Annotated in this window: 14 protein-coding genes; 10 read left to right on the top strand and 4 right to left on the bottom strand. The window is 45.2% G+C overall.

The annotated features are described in order from the left end of the window. Window positions 1-286: 286 nt before the first annotated feature. On the top strand, window positions 287-2,308 hold the full coding sequence (locus ACN083_RS02480; protein WP_419101245.1) for an amino acid transporter: 2,022 nt from the start codon (window positions 287-289) through the stop codon (window positions 2,306-2,308). 83 nt (window positions 2,309-2,391) lie between these two features. On the opposite strand, the gene ACN083_RS02475 is transcribed toward ACN083_RS02480, so the two are convergent. Beyond that, complete coding sequence (locus ACN083_RS02475; protein ID WP_419101244.1) at window positions 2,392-3,765, bottom strand: galactokinase; 1,374 nt, start codon at window positions 3,763-3,765, stop codon at window positions 2,392-2,394. 178 nt (window positions 3,766-3,943) lie between these two features. Continuing rightward, on the bottom strand, window positions 3,944-4,474 hold the full coding sequence (locus ACN083_RS02470; protein ID WP_419101243.1) for a TetR/AcrR family transcriptional regulator: 531 nt from the start codon (window positions 4,472-4,474) through the stop codon (window positions 3,944-3,946). A gap of 63 nt (window positions 4,475-4,537) precedes the next feature. On the opposite strand from ACN083_RS02470, the gene ACN083_RS02465 reads away from it, so the two are divergent. The 5 genes from ACN083_RS02465 to ACN083_RS02445 all read left to right on the top strand — a co-directional run bounded on the left by ACN083_RS02465 (window position 4,538) and on the right by ACN083_RS02445 (window position 8,413). Then, window positions 4,538-5,284, top strand: a complete 747-nt coding sequence (locus tag ACN083_RS02465; RefSeq protein ID WP_419101242.1) for a hypothetical protein — start codon at window positions 4,538-4,540, stop codon at window positions 5,282-5,284. A 115-nt stretch (window positions 5,285-5,399) separates the two neighbouring features. Then, on the top strand, window positions 5,400-6,638 hold the full coding sequence (gene bioB, locus ACN083_RS02460; protein WP_419101241.1) for a biotin synthase BioB: 1,239 nt from the start codon (window positions 5,400-5,402) through the stop codon (window positions 6,636-6,638). A gap of 103 nt (window positions 6,639-6,741) precedes the next feature. After that, the gene (locus ACN083_RS02455; protein WP_419101240.1) at window positions 6,742-7,644 is read left to right on the top strand and encodes a serine hydrolase; all 903 of its coding nucleotides are present in this window, start codon (window positions 6,742-6,744) and stop codon (window positions 7,642-7,644) included. Between the two features lie 162 nt (window positions 7,645-7,806). Then, a complete protein-coding gene (locus tag ACN083_RS02450; protein ID WP_419101239.1) occupies window positions 7,807-8,169 on the top strand; it encodes a hypothetical protein in 363 nt (120 codons plus the stop codon). A 16-nt stretch (window positions 8,170-8,185) separates the two neighbouring features. Further along, entirely contained in the window at window positions 8,186-8,413 is a 228-nt protein-coding gene (locus ACN083_RS02445; protein WP_419101238.1) for a hypothetical protein, read from the top strand. 88 nt (window positions 8,414-8,501) lie between these two features. Here ACN083_RS02445 and ACN083_RS02440 read toward each other — a convergent pair whose 3' ends face one another. Both ACN083_RS02440 and ACN083_RS02435 read right to left on the bottom strand, forming a co-directional pair. Beyond that, window positions 8,502-8,969: a MarR family winged helix-turn-helix transcriptional regulator gene (locus ACN083_RS02440; protein WP_419101237.1), complete on the bottom strand. Its 468-nt coding sequence runs from the start codon at window positions 8,967-8,969 to the stop codon at window positions 8,502-8,504. Between the two features lie 434 nt (window positions 8,970-9,403). After that, entirely contained in the window at window positions 9,404-10,261 is an 858-nt protein-coding gene (locus ACN083_RS02435; protein ID WP_419101236.1) for a PRD domain-containing protein, read from the bottom strand. Between the two features lie 644 nt (window positions 10,262-10,905). Here ACN083_RS02435 and ACN083_RS02430 point away from each other — a divergent pair. The 4 genes from ACN083_RS02430 (at window position 10,906) to ACN083_RS02415 (ending at window position 13,739) form a co-directional block, all read left to right on the top strand. Continuing rightward, on the top strand, window positions 10,906-12,213 hold the full coding sequence (locus ACN083_RS02430; RefSeq protein WP_419101235.1) for a carboxylesterase family protein: 1,308 nt from the start codon (window positions 10,906-10,908) through the stop codon (window positions 12,211-12,213). A 15-nt stretch (window positions 12,214-12,228) separates the two neighbouring features. Then, on the top strand, window positions 12,229-12,648 hold the full coding sequence (locus tag ACN083_RS02425; protein WP_419101234.1) for a fluoride efflux transporter FluC: 420 nt from the start codon (window positions 12,229-12,231) through the stop codon (window positions 12,646-12,648). Window positions 12,649-12,658: 10 nt separating this feature from the next. Beyond that, a complete protein-coding gene (locus ACN083_RS02420) occupies window positions 12,659-13,033 on the top strand; it encodes a fluoride efflux transporter FluC (RefSeq protein WP_419101233.1) in 375 nt (124 codons plus the stop codon). A 100-nt stretch (window positions 13,034-13,133) separates the two neighbouring features. Further along, a complete protein-coding gene (locus tag ACN083_RS02415; RefSeq protein ID WP_419101232.1) occupies window positions 13,134-13,739 on the top strand; it encodes a VanZ family protein in 606 nt (201 codons plus the stop codon). Window positions 13,740-13,761 lie beyond the last annotated feature (22 nt).

Below are 13,761 nucleotides of genomic sequence, written 5' to 3'. Positions count from 1 at the left end.
TCAAAATTTTCTATATCAACAGATTAAGGATTCAACAGCATATCTCTAAATCTAGGTGATACCGCAAGCTGAACCACCAGCTCAAAACCTCAAAAGAACATTGGCATGCCGAAGAACCACCATTATAGGTAAAAACAAGTATCAAAATAACTAAAAATGACGTTTCTGACCAGCATGAACTAAAAAATAATGGTACTGAGTACATTGCATCGAAAAACAGGAGTATACTCGCCAGAGTCTTATTCATGATTACGCACAATAGTGCGTTCCTAGAAAGGTCCCCCTGATGGGGTCTACGCTCAAAAATAAACAGCGCAGTATCGCTCAACGAACACACAATAGCGATCCTGAACCAGAGGCGACATCAACTATCACACAAAAAGTTCGCCATATATCTCGTACATGGCTCTTAGATAATGGGCAAGAACTCAAAGGCAACCTCCAAGGCCCACACGGTAGAAAACGTCCACAACATGAAGGCCATTCTTGGTGGAAAGTCATGTGCCTCTCCGGCGTTGACTACTTTTCGACCTTGGGATACCAACCAGCTATTGCAGCACTTGCAGCAGGACTATTAAGCCCTCTCGTGACAATACTTCTTGTCTTTGTCACGCTCTTTGGTGCACTGCCTATCTACCGCCGTGTAGCTGCAGAATCTTCAAATGGCGCCGGATCTATCGTCATGCTAGAAAGACTCCTTTCACGATGGAATGCAAAAATTGTTGTCCTCATCCTTCTCGGATTTACGACTACAGACTTCATGATTACGATGACACTATCAGCAGCCGATGCTGCTGAACACGTCGAAGCTAATCCTTACGTCCCATCTTTTCTCAACGGACAACATATCCTGATTACCCTTTTCTTCCTCGGCCTACTCGGTGCAGTATTCCTCCGCGGCTTCAAAGAAGCTATCGGTATCGCAGTCGGACTCGTTATCTTCTTTCTCTCTGTAAACGTGGTAGTCATTGCCGGTTCAATGATTCGTATCTTTGAACACCCCGAATACCTCAATAACTGGTCGGAAGCATTACTAAGAAACCATTCAAACCCATGGTTAGCTTTTGCCCTTATCGCTCTTGTCTTCCCTAAAATAGCGCTGGGTATGAGTGGTTTTGAAACAGGGGTCGTCGTTATGCCCCAAATTAAGGCTGAAGGAAAAAATACTGCCGAACAAACTAAACACCGTGTTATTGCGACTCGCAAGCTACTCACCACTGCAGCGTTAACAATGAGCACGTTATTGATTACCTCAAGCTTTGTCACAACATTGCTTATTCCGCAGGCAGAATTTCAAGAAGGCGGTCACGCCAACGGTCGAGCTTTAGCCTACTTAGCCCATGAAATGTACGGGGAAGGATTTGGAACAATCTACGATATTGCCACCATCCTCATTCTCTGGTTTGCAGGGGCTTCAGCAATGAGTGGTTTATTAAACCTCGTGCCACGCTATTTGCCTCGATACGGTATGGCCCCAGAATGGGCGCGCGCTTCACGTCCTTTAGTTATTGTCTTCACGATTACAGCATTCATCATCACCATCATCTATAAGGCAGATGTTAACGCCCAAGGTGGAGCTTATGCTACTGGCGTTTTGGTGCTCATGACAAGTGCCGCTATTGCGGTAACTCTGAGCGCTCGCCGTCATCGAGAACCTTATTCCGTTATTTTCTATTCGTTGATCACTCTCATCTTTGTCTACACAACCGTTGCTAACATTATTGAACGCCCAGAAGGTATTCGTATTGCTAGCACTTTCATTGTGGCAATAGTCGTTGTGTCACTTATTTCTCGTGCGATGCGCTCATACGAGCTTCGTATTGACCACGTTAAATTTGATAAAAAGGCTCTTGAATTTATTCTCGAAAAAACAGATGAGCCCATACACCTTATTGCTCACCGTCCTGATAACTTCAACCTTGCTGATTATCTTGAAAAGCGAGAACGTGAAGAATGGGGGCATCATATCGGTAGAGATAAGAATGTGCTCTTTATGGAAATTGCAGTGATGGATCCTAGCCAGTTTAAATCTGAGTTAACGGTGCATGGTGTTGAAGTAGGCGACCAGCGTATCCTCTGCGCTTCTGGAGCTTCTATCCCTAATAACATTGCTGCTTTGACATTAGAAATCCGTGATATGACCGGTAATGTTCCGCATGTGTATCTTGACTGGGCTGCGGGTTCTCCGATGAAGAACTACTTGGCGTTTATTTTCTTTGGACAAGGTCAAGTTGCCTCAACAACGCATGAGGTATTACGGCGAGCTGAAAAACAGATTATGAGACGACCTGTTGTTCATGTGTCGTAGTTGGTGTCCTTGATATAGCTATCCCCTAGTAAATATTCCATTTGAGGCATATTTACTAGGGGATAGCTATATCTCAATAATTTCTAGATATCTTTATCTGCGGGGAATCCTGCAACCATCGGTAAAAACTCAGGGGAGGCGTAACCACAGCGAGTATAAGCTTGCGCCACACTCCTTGCGGCATCAGGAATCTTCTGTCGATCAATAAGCGCCATGACCGCACCACCAAAACCTCCTCCAACCATGCGAGCGCCTAATGCTCCATTTTCAAGACAGACGTTTACTGCAAGGTCAATCTCTGGTCGTGAAACCCTCAGCTCATCCCTCATGGAAATAAAAGATTCTGTGAAAAGATGCCCTAGTTCACTCCATGCATGAGGGGTTTCATCTGACATATTCCGAAGAAGGAATGTTGCTCGTTCTACAAGGCACATGTCGTGAAAAGTATGTCTAACCCAACCACGAGGAAATTGTGGCGGTTGCTCAGTTCCCTCAAAAGCGTCAAGAGCACGAACCGTCGTTGTATCAACCATAGATAAACGCCAAAGCTTCGCCTGATGCTCATCTAATTGAGAACAGGACAAATCCTCAGGGAGAGCATTGCGAAGATAGTCCAAACCTAGAGCCTGTGCGCAGGCTTCTGCTGCTGCTCGACGGACTGCGAATTCTCCGCCGGAGAGTTCGTGTGGAGTATTGGTGTTGATGACGAGGAAACCTAACCCTGCTGACTCAACATCTGCTTCTAGAGGTTCAATGGAGAAATCTCGAAAATCAATAGCTAGAGCCCTATGAGGCTTCGACCGTAATGAGGTTGTCTGATCTAAACCTCCCGTACGAGCTCCCGCTACATCATTTTCTGCGCGGATGCATACTTGAGCTAGGCGGGAACGCAAAGCGTCATTGCCTGGTCCGCGATCAGAAGGCAGCGGTTCGCTCTCGTCACAATCTTCACGTAGAGGGCACGAAAGGTCGAGGAGAGCTAAAATTGTTGAGCATTCTAAAGCTGCAGAAGATGAGAGTCCGCCGCCAACAGGAACATGAGAGTCAATGAGCAAATCTGCACCAAAATTTTTAGGTAAAACAATATCTTTGCCCCCTTCCTGATTCATGGACCAGGCAACACCTGCAACATATGTGAACCACCCTTTGAGGTTGCCTGGTTGAATATCTCGAATGACAACAGTTCTTTCGTCAGCGGGCATCTGTAGAGATTCTGCACGAAGCACGCCGTCGGTTCTGAGCTTTCCTGCAATATAGGTGCGGTAGGGAAGAGGCATCGGTAAGCATGAGCCACCCAAGAAATCAATATATTCCCCTAGTAGGTTAAGTCGTCCAGGGGCAGACCAGACACCATCAGGATAGACTCCATATTTTTCTTTGAACGCATTTTTCACATGCAGTACTTGTTCTTGATGATGAGGAAGATCTTTCCATCGTGGTTGAGCAAAATTGCTCATAATGATATGTCTTCTTTCCTGTAGTTGTAACCTCTACACCTCATATGTGGTGAGGTGGCATATTCGAGAATATAACGATATTTTCTCACGGTGTATTCCCTCTGATTATGTTGTGCTCATGCTCTGAATTTGATGGAGAAGAATATATTTTGGGATGATCTACTTTTCAGAGGAGTGATTATTCTGTTGCTAACCACCCGCGAATGAGTGCTTGAATACTTGTTTGATAAGAAGAAGGGGGCGTCAGCATCGCCTTTCGTGCTTCAAGGACAGCTGTTGTTTGTTCTTCTTCAATGAGGCTGAGACAAAGATGTACTAAAGATTTTGCGGCAATCATGCCTGATATGTCTTCTCTGAGCTGTGTGAAGAGGTCTGCTAGATGGCAGAGAAAAGGCAAGTCTTCGGGGTGGAGAGCTAAGGCTAAACGGATGACTTCAGCACCTTCGGGTATAGAAATAATATGTGTGTAAAGTTCTTGAGCGCTATGAGAAAGCGCAGTATCTACACTGTCTCCAACGCAGCGGATATTAGAGAGCATTCTTGATGCCAAAGACGCAAGAAGCTCTTGTTTATTTCGAATGTGATAGTACAAAGAACCTGGTGCGACGTTTAACTCAGTGGCTAATCTACGCATAGAAAGATCCGCTAAACCGTATTGGTTGAGAACGGAGAATGCAGTGTCCAAAATTTTTTCACGTGATAGAGCCACCACATTATTGTAAAACGGTTCAGAGAACAAAAAAATAGATAAACAATGGGGTTGAATGGAAATATGACACTGAACTTCTCTGAACTCAAAGCACGTGTTTCTCGTAAAGAGCCTCTGACTATTAATGATGTTGTTGATATTTTGAGCTCTGGCCCAGGTGCAAAGTTTGCTCTTGTCGAATTAGCTGCACAGCAACGTACGGAGTTTTTTGGTCGTGAAATAACGATCGCTAATTTACTCGGTGCAGCACCTCTTTCTGATATTCCGCAAGTGGTTGTAACCGTCGCAGATGCAGAGGATGACCAAACATTAGCGCTGAAGCTTATGAACGCTGCTGATGAATTAGAGTCGCTTACTCACGGACGATCTGGCCAGCTGGTTCTCGACTTTTTACCAGTTCACAAGGTATCCGATGCGGCTCAGACACTTAGTCCGATGCGAGCTGTTGGCGTTCTTGTTGCTCTTCGTCTATTAATCGGTTCGCATAGTCTTTTCTTGAGACAACAGAGAGTTCAGCGACTGCAGTCTTTACAATCTTTAGGTTTGCATGTGCTAGATACTCTTGCGATGGAATATGACCAAGAAAATGCTTCCTTGAGCGTTTTTGAAGACCTCGTTTCTATTCGTAATGCGCGTTTAGAAATCTCTAATATTCAAGGGCGAGACATCATTGAAGAACACATCGCGTTCTTTGAGTCTCAAGGAGATTCTGACGCTCGCTCCTACGCTGAGGTTCTTTTGGGGGAGGACGGCGGTACCAGTGGCGGTTGCGGTGGTAACTGTGGGTGCGGTTCAGGCGGTTGTGGCTAATAACCTGTGATACAGGCATCTTTAAATGCACTCTTCCTGAGATTTTCTGGAGAACTTCAGGGGTATTGGCGCGTTTTGAATTGAACACCGTTCAAAAAAACAGTTAGATGAGTTTATGACGACCAACTTTCTAGAGATTTCTCAACGCATTCTCAACGGTGGGCAACCTGCTACCCGCGAAGAAGCCTTAGCCATGCTCACCGCAGAAGACTTTTCTACCTTCACCCTGGTAGAAGCTGCCGGTCAATTACGTCGCCACTATTTTTCTAATACAGTCAAAATCAATTACCTCGTCAACCTCAAATCTGGTCTGTGCCCAGAAGACTGCACCTATTGCTCTCAGCGACTAGGTTCAGAAGCTGACATTCTCAAATACACCTGGATCAAACCCGACGAAGCCGTCAAACAGGCAGGGCACGGTATTGCTGGAGGGGCATCTCGTGTATGCATGGTTGCTTCCGGTAAAGGGCCAACCAACCGAGACGTTGAACGAGTTGCCGGAATGGTAGAAAGCCTGAAAGAGGAACATCCCGAGGTGGAAGTATGCGCCTGTCTTGGAATTCTCAAAGAAGGACAAGCAGAACGTCTACAACAAGCTGGTGTTGACGCTTACAACCACAATCTCAACACTAGTGAAGACCACTATAAAGATATTTGTACAACCCACACTTATGAAGACCGCGTCAACACAGTGCACTCAGCTCAGGAGGCTGGACTATCTGCCTGTTCGGGTCTCATTGTGGGAATGGGAGAAAGCGACGAACAACTTGTCGACGCAATTTTTGCCCTTAAAGACCTTGAAGGGGACTCTATCCCCGTAAACTTCCTGATGCCTTTTGACGGAACTCCCTTAGCTGGCACGTGGGAACTCACGCCCATGAGATGTTTGCGTATCCTTGCAACAGTTCGCATGGTCAACCCTGAAAAAGAACTTCGTATGGCTGGAGGTCGCGAGATGCACCTGCGCTCGCTTCAAGCTACAGCATTACACGTCGTTAATTCCTTATTCCTCGGTGATTATTTGACCTCTGTGGGTCAGTCTGCTTTAGATGACTTAAAAATGATTCGGGATGGGGGGTTTGTCGTTCTTGGTGCTGAAGATCGAGATCTTGTGGCAGAACACGAAGAATATCTACGTGCTCATAATGCTCTACCTCAAGAGAATATGCCGGCTGCGACCCCCTGCGGAACTAGTGGTTCTGCAAGTGCCTGCGGTGGTTGTTCTTCTGCTGGAGCTTGTGGAAGCTCGCATGCTTCAGCTGAAACTGTTCAAGATTCTGGACACCATGTTGAGTTTTCTCCTGTAATTACAAGAAAACGTGGTGTTGGTACGGATATTGCACCTAATGCCTGATGGTTTTCTGATGATACGGTGAGAAAAATAGAGTATTTTTGCTCTTTTCTCACATAGACTGGGGCATAACGTCTTATACGATGCACCAGCACATCATGAGAGGGTGAATAGAGCTATTATTTCTCGACGTTCAGCACTGACATTATGTAGTCTAGGTGGTCTAGGTCTAACTCTTAACGCTTGTGGTTCTTCGTCTGAACAAGAAAAAGATGAGAATCATGTTGCCGTGGAATTGTTTGATCGACAGAATAATCCGCTTAAAGTTTCTGGTGCTTACCGTCAATTAGCTGATTCTCTACGTGGGCTACCAGAGTTTTCTTCCCCTCGTAATTTTTCTCTGGCTCTGCACCGTTATGATACGCAAGAAACTTTTTACTATAACCCGTCATATCGTGGTTATGAAGCGAGCACGGTGAAGGTTCCTATTGCCTTGGCTCGAATGCGTATTGCGTATGAGCATGGAAAATCTTTGGGGCGTCATACCGTATCTTTAGTGAAATCAAGTATCGGTTATAGCGATAATAATTCGACAGTTTTGCTCTACGCCGGATTAGGTGAAAACGAGCAGGAACGCTCTGAACAACTTAATCTCACCTATCAAAAGCTGGGTGTTTCTCAGACTCGAGACGGTGGTGGTTGGGGGAATAACCTCACAACAGCTGGAGACCACCTCAAAATTGCGCGAGCGGTCTATGAGGGACTTGATTGGGTGGCTTCATCTGATATGCGCGTCCTTCGTACTGCTATGGAAGGAGCTGACCCGTCATCGCAGGGGTGGGGTGTTGGTGCCCTCACTCAAAACCCCGGTGCTCAACGCGTACTTTGCAAGAACGGATGGATTGCTGATGATGCTGGCATTTGGTTCATTAATTCTACGGGCGATGTGCTTCATCATGGGAAAACATATGCTCTATCCGTAATGACAACCGGTTTCGCAGAGCAACAGCAGGGGCAAGAAGCTAATAGTAAAGTTGCTCAGACGGCGTTATCAGTATTATCTTCTTGATAAACACCGTCATCGGGAAAACTTTGATGATGCTATCAGTCTTTAGGACTTAGAACGAGAAGAAATATGAACTAGACTTATTGCATAAGATAGCTTATGAACCTGTATAAAGCTCCTTTATGAGCGACGCAAAGACTTACTCAAGGAATTGATTCAATAACCATGAATTTAAAAGATTTTTCTCCAGCATTCCTAACCTCATTAGCAGGTATTTTCGTGGGAGCGTTGATGATTGGTTCAAGCTCGGTAGTAGTAACGGCTCTAGGATGGTTACTGTTACTGGCGGCCCTCGTTCTTAACGTATTTTCCGTGATGGTTTCTCTCCAAGGGGCTAAAGGTAAAGATCTTCCTAGCTTGATTAGTTCTGTTGTTTCGGATTCTCGTGGTGACGAGAAAAAAGCTATTACTCAGACAGAAGATTCTGAGCCTGAACCTGATACAGAGGCTCAACCCACGGTAGAGAAAAATACTGAAAAAGAACAAGAGAAGATTTTTCGTACGCGTTCTGCTCGACCACGAAACTAGAAGGTAAAGAACCGGTATGAATACAAAGTTTTTACGTTCTCCGGCGTATCTTATGTCGGTTGGTGCGCTTATTGTTGGTGCGGTGCTAGCTAGTACTGACATGATGATTATCGGGTGGATTGTTTTTGCTGTTGGACTTGCTCTTAACGCGATGGCTTTAGTTGTTTTAGCTAATCGAGATTATTTGCATCATGTTCAGCGGTTAGAAGCGTCTCGTTCTGCACGTGCTTCTGGTCGCTCGTAAGATACGAGCACATGTCATAAAAAATGCGGTGACCCTCCGTGTTAAGGGGAGGGCCACCGCATTTTTTATTTCTTTGCATTATCACTACTTAGATGATGTCGTTGAGGATTCTCTTCATGAGAGTAGACATCGCAACGATTTCGTTTGAGTCGGTGTTGCGTAGTAGGTTTTGAATAAGGTCAGTGTGCACGGTGCGTGCTGCTCGGAATTGTTTATATCCTTGGGGTGTTAGGTAGACACCTTTTCCTCGGCGGTCTTGTTCGACGTTGATGCGTTCAACCCAGCCGATGTCAATGAGACGACCAACCTGGTAGGTGAGGCGAGAAGGGGAAAGGACGAGTGTTGAGGACAACTTGCCCATGCGCACCACTGGTGGCTCTTTGTCTTTCTTGTACCCTTCTGCGAGTACTGCAAGCACCTGGAAGTCGTCGAGCTTCATTTTGGTGTGCGCTCGAAGGCCTTTATCAAGGTATTGGGTAATGGTGCTGTGTGTTTGTGAAAATAGCTTCCAGAGAAGTGTAATTTCCTGTTCGGTAAGTGGATGGGCAGTATTCATAGCAGTATGGAGTGTACCCTTCGTTGGGGAAGTGGGTTGGGGAAATATATTTTGTAGGTTTCGATGATATGTTGTTCAGAAAATCCATTACTGGATATCCATGACAAAATATCAAGTCCACAAGCTACATATAGTTTATAGTAAATAATCTCTTAACAGTTACATTATATGCAAAGAAAAATTTTCTCATTACCAAGCGGTAATTTCCAGTTAAGTCTGATATCTACGTCTTCGATTATATAGATTTACCTAGTCAAGAGCGTAAAAATACAAATAATATTAAGATATTAGTCGTTAAAGCTGATAGGAATCTTTACGTTCTATGGGTTTCGTCTGAAGAGAATAGTGTTGCTATTGACTTCTTAAGAACTTCTCTATTGATAAAACAGGAAAGTTGTTTATTCTAAATTCCACTAAGGCCGTTTAGATAATTACTAACTATCAAGGGTTAAATCTTTTGCTAAACGAGCAATATGAATAGTCAAGTAGGTTAACTCGTCATCCGTTAACTCTTGGTCTAATTGCATTTCAAGTAGTAGACGGACTTTTTTTGCGCACGAGAAAGCTTGAGGATAACTTGTCTTGACTGCTTCAAAAATAGCTGGAGTTGTTGGATCTTGTTGTAAGGGATATTTACCTTGTTGAGAACGAACAAAAAGATATCTTAAATGAGTGATAAAACGGACAACGCTCATAGAAGATTGATCAATTTTTTGTCCGTATGCGGAGGAAATCACATCAAAAATTTGGGAAAAAATTTCAGTCATGCGGAATGTTGTAGACATATCCGCTGTCGTTAATTGAGAATTGACCAGATGTAACGCTAAAGGAATGGCTTCTGCATCAGCTAGCGTTACACCTAAACGTTCTTCTACTAATGCAATTGCTTTCTTTCCGAATTCCACTTCTTGAGGATATAACTGGGTCACTTCAAGAGTTAGTGGGTAATCAGCATCAATGCCTTCCCTTGCTCGGATGATCGCAAAGTTAAGGTGATCTGCCAACGGGATAATAAAAGAATGGGAAAGGGATATATCGCTATTCTCGCGAACAGAAGCCTCTAATTCGGTGGCAAGAGCAAGAATCTCTGAAGGAATCTCTGAAAGAGACCATGTAAGCCTCTCGTCAGATGTACTCTGCTCAGGAACAAAAGTTTGTTCAACCTTGGTGGGGTCAAGGAGATCGCCTTTGCGTTTACCAAAAGCTAAACCTCTGCCAATAACGACAGTCTCTACTCCGGAATGATTCATAGCGAGGGCAACATTGTTGTTATAGATTCGAGAAATCCGCACAATGCCCTCCTTAACTAAAGCACCTATGAAGCGTACATGTCTTCTCTATTTTAGGTGATATATCGATGAAGAGGGGGTTTGACCGCTATCATCCCTGGAAGTTTTGGGCTCGAGGGAGCTTTTCTTTGTGATAAAAGGTGGTCGAAGATATAGAAAGACTCGTGCCGGGGGGAACCACAACCGCCGACACGAGCCAGTCTAAATGAAACGTACGCATCTCGAGTTTGCATTAGTACGAATCAGTCTCGCGGGTGCACCCTTTCGGGTGCAATATAGTTGACAACACAATAACTATACCTATTTATTGAGCAATGATGCAAGTGTTATTAGATAATTTTTTAGTGCAGTACCCACGGGTAACATAGTCAGATAAACCTTTAGTGTAGCAGAGCTTACTAATGCATTATATTTCCTAGTCAATAGCTTGTTGTTCAACTTTTCTGAACAGTTATTGACCACCTAGAGGTCATATCAATAAAAAGATAAGTCCCATTTATATATAAACCAGATAACAAAAATATCTGACGATAAAGCAGATAACCATGCTGATACAACACCAACACAGTGCACCACCGAACACCGCTCCAACAAACTACACTAAAAAGAGCAGGTAAAACTCCTTCAAAACCTCAGAAAGACACCCCATGAAACTCATCAACACTCCAGCCGGAACCATCCACGCCATAGAAGATGAGAACACCATCAAAGCATGCGGAATCCCCTACGCTCGAGCCAAACGATTCAAAGCACCATACCCCGTACGTTTAGACGCCTTTGAACAACCGTACACAGCAGACCGCCCAGCCCCAGCCGCACCACAAAAACTCCGCGGAACACAAGCAGACATCCGACAATCAACACTTATCAGTGAAGACTGCCAAAACCTGTCCGTCCTTGCCCCAGCCACAATAAAAGACCCCAAAAAACCCGTCATGGTTTACCTCCACGGAGGCTCATACGTCGTCGGCTCAGGAGACGGAAAACGATACAACGCACACAAACTCGTCACAGAACAAAACCTCATCGTCGTCACCGTAACCTACAGGCTAGGAATACTAGGATTCCTCGGAGGAACACCACAAAGACCAGCTAACCTAGGACTCCTCGACGTCAGAGAAGCACTTCGATGGGTCAAAGAAAACATTAGCGCCTTCGGAGGAGACCCCAACAATATCACCGTCTTCGGGCAATCAGCAGGAGCAGACCTTGCAACACAACTGATGATTACCGAAAACGTCATCGAAGAAGGACTACTCCACCGTGTTATTGCACAAAGTGCACCTTTAGACATGGTCAACCATAAAGAAAAAATGCCAGCAGCAATGCTCAAAAAAATTGCACACATCCCAGAAGACGATCCAGCTGAAACCTACGCTGAACTCTCCTGGAAAATGATAAGCCTCAACCCCCTTAAATTCGGCTTATATCCTTCGATGATGCCATTTGGAACACAATATGGGTACTATCCACTACCATCCCCAGAACACGTAGAACAAGCATGGAAAAAAGCTGCACCCCACGTACAAGTACTCCTTGGAAATAACGAACGAGAAGCCGCCTACTTTACACCCGCCACACAGTACCTCTCCTCTATCAGCAATTTACAACTCCTCGAAAAAATCATCAAAAAAACCACCTACGATATTTACGAAAAACCAGCAAAAACCTTTGCTCAAAGACACCAACAAGCAGGCGGAAAAGCAACGCGGTATACCCTAAAAGTTGGTCACCCATTGCACCGTCTACGCTCATCACATGGATCAGAACTTTCACTCCTCTTTGACAACCCCGCCTGGGAAAATTCTAAAATGCTTGCTGGAATGCACCACTACGAAAGAACTCAACAAGGAAAAGCGCTCCGCACCATCTGGGCGGAATTTGCACGAACTGGCACAATATGCACCGAGCTAAAAGACTTAGCGCAGATACAGTTTTTCTTTGAAGAAAAATAAAGGACATTAGATACCGTGAAACTATCGGACATTCCACAAGGCCTACTCGTCTTCTTAGGTGGCGGAACTGGCGCAACACTACGTTGGCTACTGAGCGTCATATTAGCCGTAGACACCGCAACCCAAGTATGGATTATCAACCTCATCGGAGCATTCCTACTAGGCTTCTTCCTCAGCTTCCTCTCCGCCTCAGGGGAAGATAACGAGCACCGTCAAGCCCTACGCCTACTCATCGGCACCGGACTCATGGGAGGATTCACCACATACTCCTCATTCTCCGTAGAAACCATCAAACTAGCACAACAAAATCTCTGGGGAGGCTTCGCCCTCAGCATAGGGGCAACACTCACCCTCGGACTCCTCTGTTGCTGGTTCGGAACCCACCTCGGCTCGTACGCCGGAACTCAATACCGCACAAAAACCTCAAACCAATAAGAAAAATCTCATGAACTATGCACTTATAATCGGCATCTTCATTGCCGGCGGAACCGGCGCTTGGGCACGTTTCACCTGCGACCAATTCGTCAAAAAACTATGGAAAAAACATATCCCTCTGGGCACGTTCATCATCAACATCATAGGATCTTTCTTCCTCGGACTATTAGCCGGAACCATTGCATCACAAACCATCACCGACACATGGATCATCACCATTATTGGTGCGGGATTCCTCGGAGGATTTACCACATTCTCCAGCGCAATGGTTGAAGTCGTAACTCACCTACAAATCAAACAACACCACGCCGTCTACTTCCTTCTCCTCATCCAACCCTTACTAGCACTAACCTGCGCGGCACTGGGATTTACCATCACCAGCTAACATCACCACAAAAAACTTGCTACCTTTTAACGACACCACACAACAACACCTCACAGATACAACGAAACCCCAAACCTAACACCACGAGGCTAACTCAACCATGCTCGCTGTACACTTCCTTGCCATAGAACAAGCCTTCTGCCTATGGGGTGTCTCCTATGCCATCATCAGCATCATCCTTCTAACACTATGGAGCATGAAAAAAATAACCTTTAGCCTACGATGGTTTCTCTACACACCCATCATCCTGCTCTATCTTTGTGGCGTCATTGCAGTCACAATGCTGCCCCTACCAAACCCCGAAGAATATACCCACATTTGCTTTGAGAACCCCTACTACCCACGATTCATCCTCGGATGGAGCCTACAATTTGCCATTCGTGATTTCTCCTCCATGGGAATAGGAGCAATACTCACCAGCAGCTACATCAAAGGACTTATCCTCAACGTCGCACTTTTCTTACCAGCCGGTATCTTCCTCGCACTCCTTGCAAAAACAACGTGGAAAACAACACTCTTCGCAAGCTTCGGGCTATCAATGCTCATAGAACTCACACAACTAACTGGCATCTGGGGATACTATCCTTGCGCATACCGCACCTTCGATGCAGAAGACCTGCTAACCAACACCATCGGAACCATGATTGGATGGTCCATTATCGAACTACTCCGGCGTGCCACACACCAACAACCAACCAAAAACTAAACGGACAAGGTCTACACCAAAC

Source organism: Rothia sp. CCM 9418, from assembly GCF_048512825.1.
In the GTDB taxonomy this organism is placed as follows: domain Bacteria; phylum Actinomycetota; class Actinomycetes; order Actinomycetales; family Micrococcaceae; genus Rothia.
The sequence above is the reverse complement of the archived record's forward strand: the minus strand, read 5'-3'. Positions and strand labels throughout refer to the sequence as shown.

Bases quoted from the DNA above. Each gene is read 5' to 3' on its own strand.
- ACN083_RS02440 (WP_419101237.1), bottom strand. From the start codon at position 8,969: ATGAATACTGCCCATCCACTTACCGAACAGGAAATTACACTTCTCTGG.
- ACN083_RS02415 (WP_419101232.1), top strand. From the start codon at position 13,134: ATGCTCGCTGTACACTTCCTTGCCATAGAACAAGCCTTCTGCCTATGG.
- bioB (WP_419101241.1), top strand. From the start codon at position 5,400: ATGACGACCAACTTTCTAGAGATTTCTCAACGCATTCTCAACGGTGGG.
- ACN083_RS02430 (WP_419101235.1), top strand. From the start codon at position 10,906: ATGAAACTCATCAACACTCCAGCCGGAACCATCCACGCCATAGAAGAT.
- ACN083_RS02480 (WP_419101245.1), top strand. From the start codon at position 287: ATGGGGTCTACGCTCAAAAATAAACAGCGCAGTATCGCTCAACGAACA.
- ACN083_RS02475 (WP_419101244.1), bottom strand. From the start codon at position 3,765: ATGAGCAATTTTGCTCAACCACGATGGAAAGATCTTCCTCATCATCAA.
- ACN083_RS02445 (WP_419101238.1), top strand. From the start codon at position 8,186: ATGAATACAAAGTTTTTACGTTCTCCGGCGTATCTTATGTCGGTTGGT.
- ACN083_RS02465 (WP_419101242.1), top strand. From the start codon at position 4,538: ATGACACTGAACTTCTCTGAACTCAAAGCACGTGTTTCTCGTAAAGAG.
- ACN083_RS02450 (WP_419101239.1), top strand. From the start codon at position 7,807: ATGAATTTAAAAGATTTTTCTCCAGCATTCCTAACCTCATTAGCAGGT.
- ACN083_RS02420 (WP_419101233.1), top strand. From the start codon at position 12,659: ATGAACTATGCACTTATAATCGGCATCTTCATTGCCGGCGGAACCGGC.